This window comes from Micromonospora arida, assembly GCF_003857035.1.
GTDB lineage: Bacteria > Actinomycetota > Actinomycetes > Mycobacteriales > Micromonosporaceae > Micromonospora > Micromonospora arida.
Genome location: NZ_QGSY01000274.1, coordinates 15,542 through 29,100 on the forward strand (window position 1 = coordinate 15,542; position 13,559 = coordinate 29,100).

16 protein-coding genes are annotated in these 13,559 nt (G+C 69.5%); 15 read left to right on the top strand and 1 reads right to left on the bottom strand.

Going from position 1 to position 13,559, the window contains the following annotated elements; translation table 11 throughout:
• Nucleotides 1–200: 200 nt before the first annotated feature.
• The 12 genes from secY (at nt 201) to truA (ending at nt 8,919) form a co-directional block, all read left to right on the top strand.
• On the top strand, nt 201–1,529 hold the full coding sequence (secY, locus tag DLJ58_RS27215) for a preprotein translocase subunit SecY (protein ID WP_124860510.1): 1,329 nt from the start codon (nt 201–203) through the stop codon (nt 1,527–1,529).
• On the top strand, nt 1,530–2,183 hold the full coding sequence (locus DLJ58_RS27220; protein ID WP_088950228.1) for an adenylate kinase: 654 nt from the start codon (nt 1,530–1,532) through the stop codon (nt 2,181–2,183). It abuts the gene before it with no gap.
• 87 nt (nt 2,184–2,270) lie between these two features.
• The gene (map, locus tag DLJ58_RS27225; protein WP_124860512.1) at nt 2,271–3,122 is read left to right on the top strand and encodes a type I methionyl aminopeptidase; all 852 of its coding nucleotides are present in this window, start codon (nt 2,271–2,273) and stop codon (nt 3,120–3,122) included.
• Nucleotides 3,123–3,240: 118 nt separating this feature from the next.
• Nucleotides 3,241–3,792: a DUF1707 SHOCT-like domain-containing protein gene (locus tag DLJ58_RS27230; protein ID WP_124860514.1), complete on the top strand. Its 552-nt coding sequence runs from the start codon at nt 3,241–3,243 to the stop codon at nt 3,790–3,792.
• Between the two features lie 307 nt (nt 3,793–4,099).
• A complete protein-coding gene (infA, locus tag DLJ58_RS27235) occupies nt 4,100–4,321 on the top strand; it encodes a translation initiation factor IF-1 (protein WP_007073013.1) in 222 nt (73 codons plus the stop codon).
• Nucleotides 4,322–4,412: 91 nt separating this feature from the next.
• Nucleotides 4,413–4,526 carry a 50S ribosomal protein L36 gene (gene rpmJ / locus DLJ58_RS27240; RefSeq protein WP_043965539.1) on the top strand — a complete coding sequence of 38 codons (114 nt, stop codon included), beginning with the start codon at nt 4,413–4,415 and terminating at the stop codon, nt 4,524–4,526.
• 266 nt (nt 4,527–4,792) lie between these two features.
• Nucleotides 4,793–5,173 carry a 30S ribosomal protein S13 gene (gene rpsM, locus DLJ58_RS27245; RefSeq protein ID WP_030329917.1) on the top strand — a complete coding sequence of 127 codons (381 nt, stop codon included), beginning with the start codon at nt 4,793–4,795 and terminating at the stop codon, nt 5,171–5,173.
• Between the two features lie 87 nt (nt 5,174–5,260).
• Nucleotides 5,261–5,668, top strand: a complete 408-nt coding sequence (gene rpsK / locus DLJ58_RS27250) for a 30S ribosomal protein S11 (protein ID WP_030329919.1) — start codon at nt 5,261–5,263, stop codon at nt 5,666–5,668.
• Between the two features lie 13 nt (nt 5,669–5,681).
• Nucleotides 5,682–6,308: a 30S ribosomal protein S4 gene (gene rpsD, locus DLJ58_RS27255; RefSeq protein ID WP_030489600.1), complete on the top strand. Its 627-nt coding sequence runs from the start codon at nt 5,682–5,684 to the stop codon at nt 6,306–6,308.
• A gap of 98 nt (nt 6,309–6,406) precedes the next feature.
• Nucleotides 6,407–7,429 carry a DNA-directed RNA polymerase subunit alpha gene (locus tag DLJ58_RS27260; RefSeq protein WP_007465227.1) on the top strand — a complete coding sequence of 341 codons (1,023 nt, stop codon included), beginning with the start codon at nt 6,407–6,409 and terminating at the stop codon, nt 7,427–7,429.
• A 34-nt stretch (nt 7,430–7,463) separates the two neighbouring features.
• Nucleotides 7,464–8,021 carry a 50S ribosomal protein L17 gene (gene rplQ, locus DLJ58_RS27265; RefSeq protein WP_053653920.1) on the top strand — a complete coding sequence of 186 codons (558 nt, stop codon included), beginning with the start codon at nt 7,464–7,466 and terminating at the stop codon, nt 8,019–8,021.
• A gap of 67 nt (nt 8,022–8,088) precedes the next feature.
• Nucleotides 8,089–8,919: a tRNA pseudouridine(38-40) synthase TruA gene (gene truA, locus DLJ58_RS27270; RefSeq protein WP_124860516.1), complete on the top strand. Its 831-nt coding sequence runs from the start codon at nt 8,089–8,091 to the stop codon at nt 8,917–8,919.
• 12 nt (nt 8,920–8,931) lie between these two features.
• Here the strand turns inward: truA and DLJ58_RS27275 are convergent, their stop codons facing one another.
• Complete coding sequence (locus tag DLJ58_RS27275) at nt 8,932–10,008, bottom strand: hypothetical protein (protein WP_244219144.1); 1,077 nt, start codon at nt 10,006–10,008, stop codon at nt 8,932–8,934.
• Between the two features lie 102 nt (nt 10,009–10,110).
• Here DLJ58_RS27275 and DLJ58_RS27280 point away from each other — a divergent pair, with 102 nt between their 5' ends.
• From DLJ58_RS27280 to DLJ58_RS27290, 3 genes are read left to right on the top strand one after another with little or no spacing between them, the layout of a single operon-like run.
• On the top strand, nt 10,111–10,716 hold the full coding sequence (locus DLJ58_RS27280; protein ID WP_124860520.1) for a class I SAM-dependent methyltransferase: 606 nt from the start codon (nt 10,111–10,113) through the stop codon (nt 10,714–10,716).
• 41 nt (nt 10,717–10,757) lie between these two features.
• The gene (locus DLJ58_RS27285; RefSeq protein ID WP_124860522.1) at nt 10,758–12,437 is read left to right on the top strand and encodes an ABC-F family ATP-binding cassette domain-containing protein; all 1,680 of its coding nucleotides are present in this window, start codon (nt 10,758–10,760) and stop codon (nt 12,435–12,437) included.
• A 21-nt stretch (nt 12,438–12,458) separates the two neighbouring features.
• Nucleotides 12,459–13,421 carry an aldo/keto reductase gene (locus DLJ58_RS27290; RefSeq protein ID WP_208741354.1) on the top strand — a complete coding sequence of 321 codons (963 nt, stop codon included), beginning with the start codon at nt 12,459–12,461 and terminating at the stop codon, nt 13,419–13,421.
• The last annotated feature ends 138 nt before the right edge of the window (nt 13,422–13,559 follow it).

Below are 13,559 nucleotides of genomic sequence, written 5' to 3' on the forward strand. Positions count from 1 at the left end.
GCAACTGGCGGGCGCCATGGTCTGCCTGGGGCCTGAGCGCCCGGTAACATCGGAAGCGATTTATGTAGTCGGGCGCATCTGCCCGGACCGGGGTGAGGCTGTTAGAGTCCCATCCCAGCCATGGATTGCGGGCACTCGCCCGTGATCCACCCCGACCCGCCAGGGATCACCGGCGGCCCGCCTCGCGCAGGAGGAAGAAGTTGCTGTCCGCCTTTCTCAGTGCGTTCCGTACGCCTGACCTGCGCAAGAAGCTGCTGTTCACAGTAGGCATCATTGCGGTCTACCGGCTGGGTGCAACGCTCCCCAGCCCGGGCGTCTCGTACGGCAACGTGCAGAAGTGCCTCGACACCATCCAGGGTGACACCACCGGGGTGGTGAACCTTCTCAACCTCTTCTCCGGCGGAGCGCTGCTACAGCTCTCGGTCTTCGCGCTGGGCATCATGCCCTACATCACCGCGTCGATCATCCTGCAGCTGCTGACCGTCGTGATCCCCCGCCTTGAGCAGCTCCGCAAGGAGGGCCAGGCCGGTCAGGCGAAGATCACCCAGTACACCCGCTACCTGACCCTCGGTCTCGGTGTGCTGCAGGCCTCGGCGTTCGTGGCCCTGGCCCGCTCGGGCCAGCTGTTCCAGAACAAGTGCGACCAGTTCCCGATCATCCCGACCGGCACCGGCATCCCGGACTGGCTGACCCTGGCCATCCTGGTGATGACGATGACCGCCGGCACCGGCATGGTCATGTGGCTCGGTGAGCTGATCACCGACCGTGGCGTCGGCAACGGCATGTCCGTCCTGATCTTCACCTCGATCGCGGCGCGGCTGCCCAGCGAGGGCTGGCAGATCAAGACCAGCAAGGGCTGGGACATGTTCGCCCTGGTCATCGCGCTGGTCCTGGTGGTCATCACCGCTGTCACCTTCATCGAGCAGGCGCAGCGCCGGATCCCGGTGCAGTACGCCAAGCGGATGATCGGCCGGCGGATGTACGGCGGCACCTCGACCTACATCCCGCTCAAGGTCAACCAGGCGGGTGTGATCCCGGTCATCTTCGGCTCGTCGCTGCTCTACCTGCCGCAGTTGGCGCTGCAGTTCTTCGACCAGACCGACCCGGGCAAGACCCAGTCGTGGATCCAGAACAACCTGGTCAACCCGAGCAGCCCGATCTACATCTCGGTCTACTTCCTGCTGATCATCTTCTTCACGTACTTCTACGTCTCGATCACGTTCAACCCGACCGAGGTCGCGGACAACATGAAGAAGTACGGCGGGTTCGTGCCGGGCATCCGCCCGGGCAAGCCGACCGCCGACTACCTGGACTTCATCCTCAGCCGGATCACGCTGCCGGGCGCGCTATACCTCGGCGTCATCTCGATCCTGCCGAACTTCTTCTTCATCTGGCTGGACAACCAGCAGTACCAAAACTTCCCGTTCGGCGGCACCGCTGTGCTCATCATGGTCGGCGTCGGTCTGGAGACCGTGAAGCAGATCGAGAGCCAACTCATGCAGCGGAACTACGAAGGGTTCCTGCGGTAGATGAGACTCGTTCTGGTTGGCCCGCCGGGCGCGGGCAAGGGCACGCAGGCCGAGTTCATCGCCGCGCACCTCTCGGTGCCGAAGATTTCGACCGGAGACATCTTCCGGTCGAACGTCACCCAGGGCACGCCGCTCGGTGTCGAGGCGAAGCGGTACATGGACGCGGGCGAGCTGGTTCCGGACGAGGTCACCATCAACATGGTCCGGGACCGGCTGGCCGAGCCCGACGCCAGCGAGGGTTTCCTGCTCGACGGCTTCCCGCGGACGACTCCGCAGGCGGCCGCTCTGGACAAGCTCCTGGCCGATCTGGGCACTGCCCTGGATCTGGTCCTGGAGCTGGTCGTCGACGACGACGAGGTGATCCGGCGGCTCTCCGGCAGGCGTACCTGCCGGGGCTGCGGCAAGATCTGGCACGTCGAGTTCGACGCCACCACCCGGCCCGGCATCTGTGACCGGTGCGGCGCCGAGCTGTTCCAGCGCGACGACGACAAGCCGGAAACGATCGCCACGCGGCTTCGTGAGTACAGCGAGAAGACCGCACCCCTGGTCGACTACTACGGCGCTCAGGGCAAGCTGGTCGGGATCGACGCCACCGGGCCGGTGGAGGACGTCACCACCCGGGCCATCGACGCGTTGCGGTCGTACGGCGGCTGAGGTCCGGCCGGGCCACGGCGGATAGAGTGCGAACAGCGGGGTACGCGTTATGTGCCCCGCTGTTCGGCAACGAAAGGTAACCGCTCCATGCGTCGTCCCCAGCTGGACATCCAGCTGAAGACCCCTGACCAGATCGAGAAGATGCGGGCCGCCGGGCTGGTGGTGGCCGAGGCGCTGCGCCGGATGCGGGAGGCTGTGGCCCCCGGTGTGAGCACCGCCGATCTGGACGCCATCGCCGAGGCGACCATCCGCGAGGCGGGTGGCGTTCCGTCGTTCAAGGGCTACCACGGTTTTCCGGCGTCGATCTGCTCCTCGGTCAACGAGCAGGTCGTGCACGCCATCCCGTCGCCGGAGCAGGTGCTCCAGGCCGGTGACCTGATCTCCATCGACTGCGGCGCGGTGCTGGACGGGTGGCACGGCGACTCCGCGATCACGGTCGGGGTCGGTGACGTCGACCCGGCGCTGCTGAAGATGGCCGCGGTCGCCGAGGACGCGATGTGGGCCGGCATCGCCGCCGCGGCGCGTGGCGCCGCCAGCGGCAAGGGCCGCCTGACCGACATCTCGCACGCCGTGGAGACCGCTGTCCGCAAGGGCGGCCGGTACGGCATCGTCGACGGCTACGGCGGGCACGGCATCGGCACCGAGATGCACCAGGACCCACACGTGCTCAACCACGGGCGGCCGGGCAAGGGTCCGCGACTGGTCCCTGGGATGGCCCTGGCCATCGAGCCGATGATCACCATGGCGTCCCCGCGTACTGCCGAGTTGGCCGACGGGTGGACTGTCGTCACCCGGGACGGGTCGGTGGCCGCGCACGTCGAGCACTCGATGGCGCTGCTGCCGGACGGCGTCTGGGTGCTCACCGCGTTCGACGGTGGCCGGGCGCGCCTGGGCGACCTGGTGACCGCCCGCCAGCCCGCGGCCACGAAAACCTCCTGACCTCTTCCGTTGATCATGAAGTTGTTGCCCTGACACGCCGGCCGGGCGGGCGACAAATTCATGATCGACCCGCGTCCGGGGTCGGGCGGGGTGGCGCGACGGTGGCATGCTTGCCGGCATGGACGGGCGCGACGGGATACGAGCCGCGGATTCGGACCGTGCGGCGGTGGCCGACCGGTTGCGGGTCGCCCTCGACGAGGGCCGACTTGATCTGCACGAGTACGACGAGCGGTTGCAGCGGGCCTACGCGGCACGCACGTACGCCGATCTTGAGGCCCTGCTCACCGACCTGCCGCCGGTGACGCCGGCGCAGCGGTCGGGCCTGGCGCCGGTTGCCGGGCCGACGGTGAGCCTGCTGGGCGACCAACTCGGTCCGGGCCCCAGCAGGGGCGTCACCGCACGCTGGATGGCCGAGGTGTGGTTTCCGTACCTGCGGGTGATCGCCATCGTGGTGACCATCTGGGCGGTGACGTCGGTGCTCAGCCAAGACCTGCTCTACTTCTGGCCGGCCTGGGTGGCGGGGCCGTGGGGCGCGGTGCTGGTGGTCCGCACGGTCAGCGGGCTGGCCGCGAAGGAGCCCCAACGCCAGGCCGTCAAGCGCCAACGTCGCCGAGAGCGCAAGCAGGCAAAGCGCGCCCTCAAAACGGACGACCAGCCCCCAGCCTCCTGAACCACCCCGCCTACCCGTTCGGTGATCATGAAGTTGATGCCGCCGTCGTGGCACCAACGTCATGATCAACAGGGCTGGCGGTGGGGTCGATTGGGGCGACGCGCGGGTTGGTGGGTGGTCGGTTTGGCGGGGGACTGCAGGCCGGCGTACACTTTCAGATCGGCGCACAGCGTCCACTCCGGCATGCCCACCCTGCGCTTCGGTGGGAGCTGGAGCCGCGGCTGGCGCGGGCTTCTGATTCTGATCAGATTTCCGTGTAAGACGTTGTGGGCCGCCCGGAGCAATCGACGTCAGGACAGCGGAGGACATGCCGAAAAAAGACGGAGCCATTGAGATCGAGGGTCGGGTCATCGAGCCCCTGCCGAACGCCATGTTCCGGGTGGAGCTCGCGAACGGCCACAAGGTGTTGGCTCACATCAGCGGCAAGATGCGGCAGCACTACATCCGCATCCTTCCGGAGGACCGGGTCGTCGTCGAACTTTCGCCGTACGACCTGACCCGCGGGCGCATCGTCTACCGCTACAAGTAGTCCTGACGACGGCCGGGAAGTCCCGTGTCCGTCTTCGACGTCCGGTGTCGCGCGCAGCGCGTAGCCGGGCCAGATGGGAAGTAAGGCAACCGTGAAGGTCAAGCCGAGCGTCAAGAGGATCTGCAACAAGTGCCGGGTTATCCGCCGGCACGGCCGGGTCATGGTCATCTGCAGCGACCCGCGCCACAAGCAGCGCCAGGGCTGACTCAGCCCGTCCGGCCGGAGCACGGCCGGGTGGCGTTGGTCCAGGCAGATCCTCAGCGACACACACATCACACATGCTCGTCCCAGCCGCGAGCGGTACGCCAGACGTACCTCTGCGTGGCTGACCCCCGGTCGGAGGCCGGGGCCCGCTCGGGCAGCGACCGATCCCGGTCGCCGGCGCTCACCGCGTCGGAAGGACGGGACGGCCGGTAGCGGGGTGGGACGGGTCCACACCTCCGCCACACATCACGAGGAGTACGCCCGCACATGGCACGTCTAGTCGGCGTGGATCTCCCCCGCGAAAAGCGGTTGGAGATCGCGCTCACCTACATCTTCGGGGTCGGTCGCACCCGCGCCCTGGAGACACTCGCCGCCACCGGCATCTCGCCGGACAAGCGCGCTCGGGACCTCACGGACGAGGAGCTCGTGCAGCTCCGCGACCACATCGAGGGCAACTACAAGGTTGAAGGCGACCTGCGCCGCGAGGTCGCCGCTGACATCCGCCGCAAGGTTGAGATCGGCTGCTACGCCGGCATCCGGCACCGCCGGGGCCTGCCCGTGCGTGGCCAGCGGACCAAGACCAATGCCCGGACCCGCAAGGGCCCGAAGCGGACCGTCGCCGGCAAGAAGAAGCCCGGCAAGAAGTAGTTCTTAACCGGATGACGGGGTCGGCCGCCGCCGAGGTGGGTCAGGCCGCAACCCAATCCGGAAAGTCAACTAGGAGCGCACAGACTTATGCCACCGAAGGCTCGTGCCGGAGCCGCTGTAAAGAAGGTCCGGCGCAAGGAACGCAAGAACGTCGCCCACGGGCAGGCGCACATCAAGAGCACGTTCAACAACACCATCGTGTCCATCACGGACCCGACCGGTGCGGTCATCTCCTGGGCCTCCGCTGGCCAGGTCGGCTTCAAGGGCTCCCGCAAGTCGACTCCGTTCGCTGCGCAGCTGGCCGCCGAGGCTGCCGCGCGTCGCGCCATGGAGCACGGCATGCGCAAGGTCGACGTGTTCGTCAAGGGCCCCGGCTCCGGCCGGGAAACCGCCATCCGTTCGCTGCAGGCCGTGGGCCTCGAGGTCGGGCAGATCGCCGACGTCACCCCGCAGCCGCACAACGGATGCCGTCCGCCGAAGCGTCGCCGGGTCTGAGAGGTAGAGAGAGATGGCTCGTTACACCGGTGCAGACTGCCGCCGTTGCCGGCGGGAGAAGATGAAGCTGTTCCTCAAGGGCAGCAAGTGCGATGGTCCGAAGTGCCCGTTCGAGTCCCGGCCGTTCCCGCCCGGGCAGCACGGCCGCGGCCGCACCAAGGAGACGGAGTACCTGCTCCAGCTCCGTGAGAAGCAGAAGGCCCGCCGGGTTTACGGCGTGCTGGAGAAGCAGTTCCGCGGTTACTACGAGGAAGCCGTTGGCAAGCAGGCCAAGACCGGTGAGGTCCTCCTGCAGATCCTCGAGTCGCGGCTCGACAACGTCGTTTACCGGGCCGGCTACGCCCACTCGCGGGACATGGCCCGCCAGCTGGTCAAGCACGGTCACTTCACGGTGAACGGCAAGAAGGTCGACATCCCGTCGTACCGCGTCAAGGAGCACGACATCATCGAGGTTCGGGGCAAGAGCAAGGAGCTCACCCCGTTCATCGTCGCGCAGGCTCAGGCCGGCTCGAAGACGGTTCCGGCGTGGCTTGAGGCCATCCCGAGCCAGATGAAGGTGCTCGTGCACTCCCTCCCGGCCCGGCAGGTCATCGACACGCAGGTCCAGGAGCAGTTGATCGTCGAGCTCTACTCCAAGTAGTCCGAGCTCGTTCGGTGGCCCGCCCTTCGGGGCGGGCCACCGGAACAGTTTGTGTCGTGGGCGTCAAATAGCGGGCGCCCCGGAAGAGAAGAGAAAAGATGCTCATCAGCCAGCGACCCTCCCTCTCCGAGGAGTCGATCAACGAGACTCGGTCCCGGTTCGCCATCGAGCCGCTGGAGCCGGGCTTCGGCTACACCCTGGGTAACTCGCTGCGGCGTACGCTGCTGTCGTCGATCCCGGGCGCGGCCGTCACCTCGATCAAGATCGACGGTGTGCTGCACGAGTTCACCACGATCCCCGGTGTCAAGGAGGACGTGGTCGAGCTCGTCATGAACATCAAGGAGCTGTGCGTCAGCTCCGAGCACGACGAGCCGGTCAGCATGTACCTGCGTAAGCAGGGCCCGGGCGACGTGACCGCGGGCGACATCCAGCCGCCGGCCGGCGTCTCGGTGCACAACCCGGATCTCAAGCTCGCCACCCTGAACGGCAAGGGCCGGCTCGACATGGAGCTGACCGTCGAGCGGGGCCGGGGCTACGTGACGGCGGCGCAGAACAAGCAGTCCGGTGCCGAGATCGGCCGGATCCCGGTCGACTCGATCTACTCGCCGGTGCTGAAGGTGACCTACCGCGTCGAGGCGACCCGTGTCGAGCAGCGCACCGACTTCGACCGGTTGATCATCGACGTCGAGACCAAGCCGTCGATGGGTCCGCGTACCGCGCTGGCCTCCGCCGGTTCGACGCTGGTGGAGCTGTTCGGGCTCGCCCGGGAGCTGGACGAGACCGCCGAGGGCATCGACATCGGGCCGTCCCCGCAGGACGCCCAGCTGGCGGCGGACCTCGCTCTGCCGATCGAGGAGCTGGACCTCACCGTCCGCTCCTACAACTGCCTCAAGCGCGAGGGCATCAACTCCGTTGGTGAGCTCATCGGGCGTACCGAGGCCGACCTCCTCGACATTCGCAACTTCGGTCAGAAGTCGATCGACGAGGTCAAGATGAAGCTCGCCGGGATGGGTCTCGGGCTGAAGGACTCGGCTCCGAACTTCGACCCGGCGCACGTCGTGGACACCTTCGGCGAGGCCGACTACGACACCGACGACTACCGCGAGACCGAGCAGCTCTAGTCCGCGCTGCCGCCACAACTGAGGAGCACCAAAAATGCCCACGCCCACCAAGGGCCCCCGCCTCGGCGGCAGCCCCTCGCACGAGCGGCTGATGCTGGCCAACCTGGCGACCGCGCTGTTCCAGCACGGGAAGATCCAGACCACCGAGACGAAGGCCCGGCGGCTGCGCCCGCTGGCCGAGCAGCTCATCACCAAGGCCAAGCGCGGTGACCTCGCCTCGCGGCGTCGGGTGCTGGGTGTCGTCAAGGACAAGGACGTGGTCTACGCCCTGTTCGACCAGATCGCGCCCCGGTACTCCAACCGCCCCGGCGGTTACACCCGGATCGTGAAGACCGGTCCGCGCAAGGGTGACAACGCGCCGATGGCCATCATCGAGCTGGTGGAGGAGCTTCAGGTCGCCGAGCCGAAGGTGAACAAGAAGACCGCCGCCCGCAAGGCCGCCCAGCAGGACAAGGTCGAGGCGCTCGCCCCGGCCGACGAGGCCCCGAAGTCGGCTCCGGCCGACCAGGACTCCGAGGCGCCGGTGTCGGCGTCCGGTGACACCGACGCCGCCCGCGAGGACAGCGACGAGGCCACCGAGAACAAGGCCTGATCAAGGGCATCGTCGGGCCCGGCACCCCATCGGGGTGCCGGGCCCGACCCGTAACAGGAGGTACGAGGTGGACGAGCGGATCCGGCTGCGGCTGGACGTCTCGTACGACGGCACCGACTTCTCCGGCTGGGCAGCCCAGCCGACCAGGCGCACCGTCGCGGGGGTGCTCGTCGAGACCCTGGACCTGGTCCTGGGCGCCGGTACGGCCACCGGGCTGACGGTGGCCGGGCGGACCGACGCGGGAGTGCACGCCACGGGGCAGGTGTGCCACGTGGACCTGCCCGTGGACGTGTGGCGGCAGCACGAGGGACGGCTGCTGCGTCGCCTGGCCCGGCTGCTCCCCACCGACGTGCGGGTACGGGCGATGACCGAGGTACCGGCCGACTTCGACGCCCGGTTCTCGGCCACCTTCCGGCGCTACGAGTACCGGGTCACCGACGCGCCCTTCGGTGCCGAGCCGTTGCGCCGCCACGAGGTGCTGGCCTGGCCGAAGCCGTTGGAACTGGCCGCGCTGAACGCCGCCGCGACCGGGCTGGTGGGGGAGCACGACTTCGCCGCGTACTGCCGGCGCAAGGAGCACGCGACCACGCTGCGCGAGGTGACCCGGCTGGACTGGCGGCGCGACCCGGACGGCATCCTGGTCGCCACCGTGCAGGCCGACGCGTTCTGTCAGGCGATGGTGCGCAGCCTGGTGGGAGCCATGCTGGTGGCCGGGGACGGCCGCCGTCCGGTCGAGTGGCCGGGCACCCTGCTCACTCAGCGGGAGCGGTCCAGCGAGGTGACCGTGGCCCCCGCGCGCGGGCTGACCCTGGTCGCCGTCGGCTACCCGGCGGATCCGGCCGAGTACGCCCACCGCGCCACCCTCACCCGCCGGTTGCGGGTCCCGATCGAGGGTTGACCGTCCGCGGGGTCAGTCGCCCGGCAGATCGCCCTGGTTGGCGTTGCTGCCGGTAGGTCCCGTCGTCGGTTGCGCGGCGGTGCCACCGTCGGCCCGGCTCTGCAGTACGCCCCGGCTGAGGTGCAGCTCGATCATGTCGAACAGGATCTCGCGGACCTTGGCGTCACCCGCCTTGACCGCCGCCCCGTCCTTGCGGACCACCAGCGCGTACGCCAGGTAGTGGCCACGGACCTGCCAGCCGACGCGTGACGGAGCGCGGGCCAGGACATCGGTGCCGTCGGCGTCGTCGGCGGTGAGGCCACGGAAGCGGCCCTGCCGCTCGTCGAGCAGTTGCCGGAGCCGGTCTCGGGCTCGTTCCGCGCTGACCTTGTCGGTGAGGTTGAACAGGCCGGCGGTGACCAGGTGGCTGTCGTCGGGCGTGCTCAGCGTGGCCCGGACGACCTGGTTGCAGCCGAGCCGGACCAGCAGGTCGGCCACCTCGTCGGTGGCGGCGACGGCGCAACTGCCGCTGGACTGTGTCTTGAGCACCTGGTAGCTCGGCTGGCCGTCGGTGAGCTTCAGTTCCTTGCCGGGGAAGAGTTCCTTGGCGGTGAGCGGGGCCTGGTCGGTGTCCCGGGAGTCGAGGGCCAGCCGTTCCGGCGGTGCCGACGTCGGGGCGGCGTTCGGCTGGTACGTCGGGTTGCTCTGTGGCTGCTCGTTGCGGTCGATGAGCAACGCGGCGGCGCCGAGACCGCAGAGGGCGAGCAGCACCAGGACGGCTGCCCCGCCGATCAGTACCTGCCACAGTCGACCGCCGCCGCGCCGGGTGGGCGGCTCCGCCGACGTCGCCGAGGTGTAGATCTGGCTGCGCGGCGGGGCGGGCGGGATGTCGGCACGTGTCGGCAGTGGCTGCGACGCAACGGCACGAGCCGGCGCTGGCTGCGACGAGGGCAGCGAGAGCTGGTTCGGCCGGGGCAGCGACGGCGTGGGGAAGCGCGACGGAGAGGGCCCGGCCGCCGGGGGCGGACCGGCGCCGAGCACCGACAGGTCGGACCCGGGCTCCGGGTACTCCTCGAAAGCGTCCTCATCGGACTGGTACCGATACACCATGTCGCCCAGAGTAGGAGGCATTGTCCCTTTAGGGGGTAATATCCGGGAAATGTGCGTGTGGGCCGTGTCAGGTCCGCCCCGGACCGGTGCGAGAATTACCGGGTGACCGGCGACCACTACTTCACTGCTCAACCCACCAGCGACGCCCCGGCGCGCGAGGTCGAGTTCTCCGTCGCCGACCGCGACTACCGGCTCTCCTCGGCCGGCGGGGTGTTCTCCGCCAGCCGGCTCGACCCGGGCACCGCGGTGCTGCTGCGCAAGGCCGAGCTGCCCGCTGCCGCCACCACCGGCGACCTGCTCGACCTCGGCTGCGGCTTCGGGCCGATCAGCTGCGTGCTGGCCGACCTCGCGCCCACCAGCACCATCTGGGCCGTCGACGTCAACGCCCGGGCCCGCGAGCTGACCGCCGCCAACGCGGCTCGGGTCGGCGCCGCCGACCGGGTCCGGGTCAGCGCGCCGGACGACGTTCCGGACGGCGTCCGCTTCGCCCAGATCTGGTCGAACCCGCCCATCCGGATCGGCAAGGACGGGCTGCACGACCTGTTGCTGCGCTGGCTGCCCCGACTCGCCCCGGATGGTGTCGGCTGGTTGGTCGTCGCCCGGCACCTCGGCGGCGACTCCCTGCAACGCTGGCTCACCGAGCAGAGCTGGCAGGTCGAGCGGTACGCCAGCCAGAAGGGCTTCCGGGTGCTGCGCGTCACCCGGTAATTGGATGTACCCCCCGACCCTCGTTGGGGCAGGATCCCGGCGTGGGATACGTGGACGTGGCAGCGGTCGGGCACATCCTGCCCGACGGTCGGGAACTCTTCGCCGACGTGTCGTTCCGGGTCGGGGAGGGCAGCAAGGTCGCCCTGGTCGGGCCGAACGGCGCGGGAAAGACGACGCTGCTGAGGATGGTCGCCGGCGACCTGCCGGTGCGCAGCGGCGTCGTCGCGCGGGCCGGCGGGCTGGGTGTGATGCGCCAGTTCATCGGCATGATCGGTGACGAGTCGACCCTCGCCGACCTGGCGTTGTCGCTGGCCCCTCCGGCGCTTCGCGATGCCGGCCGGCGGCTCGGCGAGACCGAGGCGGCCATGCGGGCGACCGAGGCCCACGGCAAGTTCAGCAACGCCGCTGGCAAGGCCCAGCTGGCGTACGCCGATGCGCTCGGCGCCTGGGGCGAGGCCGGCGGGTACGACGCCGAGGTGCTCTTCGACACCGTCGCGACCATCGTGCTCGGCCAGCCGTGGGACGCCGTACGGGACCGTCCGGTGCGTACCCTCTCCGGCGGCCAGCAGAAGCGCTTCGCCCTGGAGTTGCTGCTGCGCGGCCCGGACGAGGTGCTGCTGCTCGACGAACCGGACAACTTCCTCGACGTGCCCGGCAAGCGCTGGCTGGAGGCGCGACTGCGCGAGTCGACGAAGTCGGTGCTCTACGTCTCGCACGACCGCGAGCTGCTGGCCCAGAGCGCCGACCGGGTGGTCGCCGTCGAGGGTGGCAGCGCCTGGGTGCACCCCGGCGGCTTCGCCAGTTGGCACGAGGCTCGGGTGGCTCGGCACGCCCGCCTCGACGAGCTGCGCCGGCGCTGGGACGAGGAGCACCAGAAGCTGCGCGAGCTGATGCTGATGTACAAGCAGAAGGCCGCGTACAACGACGGGTTGGCCTCGCGTTACCAGGCCGCGCAGACCCGGTTGCGCAAGTTCGAGGAGGCCGGGCCGCCGCCCGTACCGCCGAAGGACCAGGACATCCGGATGCGGCTCAGCGGCGGGCGGACCGGCAAGCGCGCGGTCGTCTGCGAGCAGCTGGAGCTCGACGGCCTTACCTTCCCCTTCGACCTGGAGATCTGGTACGGCGACCGGGTGGCGGTGCTCGGTGCCAACGGCACCGGCAAGTCGCACTTCCTGCGGCTGTTGGCCCGCGGCGGCACCGACCCGGACCCGGCGAACGGGCCGGTCGACGGCGCGGGCGCGCTCGCTCCGGTGGCGCACGAGGGCACGGCCCGCCTCGGTGCCCGGGTCCGCCCCGGGCACTTCTCCCAGACCCACGACCGGCCGGAGCTGATGTCGAAGACGCTCGTCGAGATCCTCTGGCGGGGCGACGAGCACCGCACCGGGATGGACCGGCACGCGGCGATGGGCGTGCTCAGTCGCTACGAGCTGGCCGCGCAGGGCGACCAGCGCTTCGGCACGCTCTCCGGCGGGCAGCAGGCCCGGTTCCTGGTGTTGCTGTTGGAGCTGTCCGGGGCGACCCTGCTGCTGCTCGACGAGCCCACCGACAACCTCGACCTGGCCAGCGCGGAAGCGCTCGAAGCGGGCCTGACCGCCTTCGAGGGCACGGTGATCGCGGTCACCCACGATCGTTGGTTCACCCGCTCGTTCGACCGGTTCGTGTTGTTCCGAGGCGACAGCGAGGTGGTGGAGACCCCGGAACCGGTCTGGGACGTCGGGTGACGGGCGCCGGGCCGGCATAGGGTGGATCTCGTGACTGAGATGACCTATCGCCGGCTGGGCGACTCCGGGCTCGTGGTGTCCGTGGTCGGCATCGGCTGCAACAACTTCGGCCGCAAGTTGGACCTCGACGGCACCCGGGCGGTGGTGGACGCGGCCCTGGACGCCGGGATCAACCTCTTCGACACCGCCGACATCTACGGCGAGCCGCAGGGCGGTTCCGAGGAGCTGCTCGGCCAGGCGCTCAAGGGCCGCCGGGACGACGTGGTGGTGGCCACCAAGTTCGGCATGGACATGAACGGCCTCAACGGGCCGGACTACGGCGCTCGTGGTGCGCGGCGCTACATCGCCCGCGCGGTGGAGGCGTCGCTGCGCCGGCTCGGCACCGACCACATCGACCTGTACCAGATGCACGAGCCCGACCCGGGCACCCCGATCGACGAGACCCTCGCCGCCCTGGACGACCTGGTCCGCGACGGAAAGGTGCGCTACCTGGGCAACTCCAACTTCGCCGGCTGGCAGATCGCCGACGCGGACTGGGTCGCCTCGTCCAACGGCCGGTCCCGCTTCATCAGCGCGCAGAACCACTACAGCCTGCTGGAGCGCTCGGTGGAGGCCGAGGTGATCCCGGCGTGCGAGCGGTTCGGCCTCGGCATGCTGCCGTTCTTCCCGCTGGCCAACGGTCTGCTCACCGGCAAGTACAAGCGGGAGGGTCAGCCGCCGGCCGGCAGCCGACTCTCCGGTGGTGGCCGGTACGCGGAGCGGCTCGCCGCAGCCGACTGGGACACCATCGAGGCGATCGAGGCGTACGCGGCCGAGCGGGGTCTGACGATGCTCCAGGTGGCGATCGGCGGTCTGGCCGCCCAGCCGGCGGTGACCTCGGTGATCGCCGGTGCCACCACGCCGGAGCAGGTGCGCGCCAACGCCGCCGCCGGCACCTGGGAGCCCAGCGACGACGATCTGGCGGCGCTGCGCGCCATCCTCTGAGCGCGGCGAGACGCGTGCCTCGTCGTGCGCGGGGGCGTGCGCCGCGCTTGATCCACTCGCGTTCCTTGAAGTCGGGGTGACCTGTCGCGCGGGACACCCCGACTTCCGGGAAGTCGAGTCGATCACGAGCCAGTCAGA

Excerpts from the sequence above, each read along its gene's own strand:
- DLJ58_RS27220 (WP_088950228.1), top strand. The coding sequence starts at position 1,530 with ATGAGACTCGTTCTGGTTGGCCCGCCGGGCGCGGGCAAGGGCACGCAG.
- map (WP_124860512.1), top strand. The coding sequence starts at position 2,271 with ATGCGTCGTCCCCAGCTGGACATCCAGCTGAAGACCCCTGACCAGATC.
- DLJ58_RS27230 (WP_124860514.1), top strand. The coding sequence starts at position 3,241 with ATGGACGGGCGCGACGGGATACGAGCCGCGGATTCGGACCGTGCGGCG.
- infA (WP_007073013.1), top strand. The coding sequence starts at position 4,100 with ATGCCGAAAAAAGACGGAGCCATTGAGATCGAGGGTCGGGTCATCGAG.
- rpsM (WP_030329917.1), top strand. The coding sequence starts at position 4,793 with ATGGCACGTCTAGTCGGCGTGGATCTCCCCCGCGAAAAGCGGTTGGAG.
- rpsK (WP_030329919.1), top strand. The coding sequence starts at position 5,261 with ATGCCACCGAAGGCTCGTGCCGGAGCCGCTGTAAAGAAGGTCCGGCGC.
- rpsD (WP_030489600.1), top strand. The coding sequence starts at position 5,682 with ATGGCTCGTTACACCGGTGCAGACTGCCGCCGTTGCCGGCGGGAGAAG.
- DLJ58_RS27260 (WP_007465227.1), top strand. The coding sequence starts at position 6,407 with ATGCTCATCAGCCAGCGACCCTCCCTCTCCGAGGAGTCGATCAACGAG.
- rplQ (WP_053653920.1), top strand. The coding sequence starts at position 7,464 with ATGCCCACGCCCACCAAGGGCCCCCGCCTCGGCGGCAGCCCCTCGCAC.
- DLJ58_RS27275 (WP_244219144.1), bottom strand. The coding sequence starts at position 10,008 with ATGGTGTATCGGTACCAGTCCGATGAGGACGCTTTCGAGGAGTACCCG.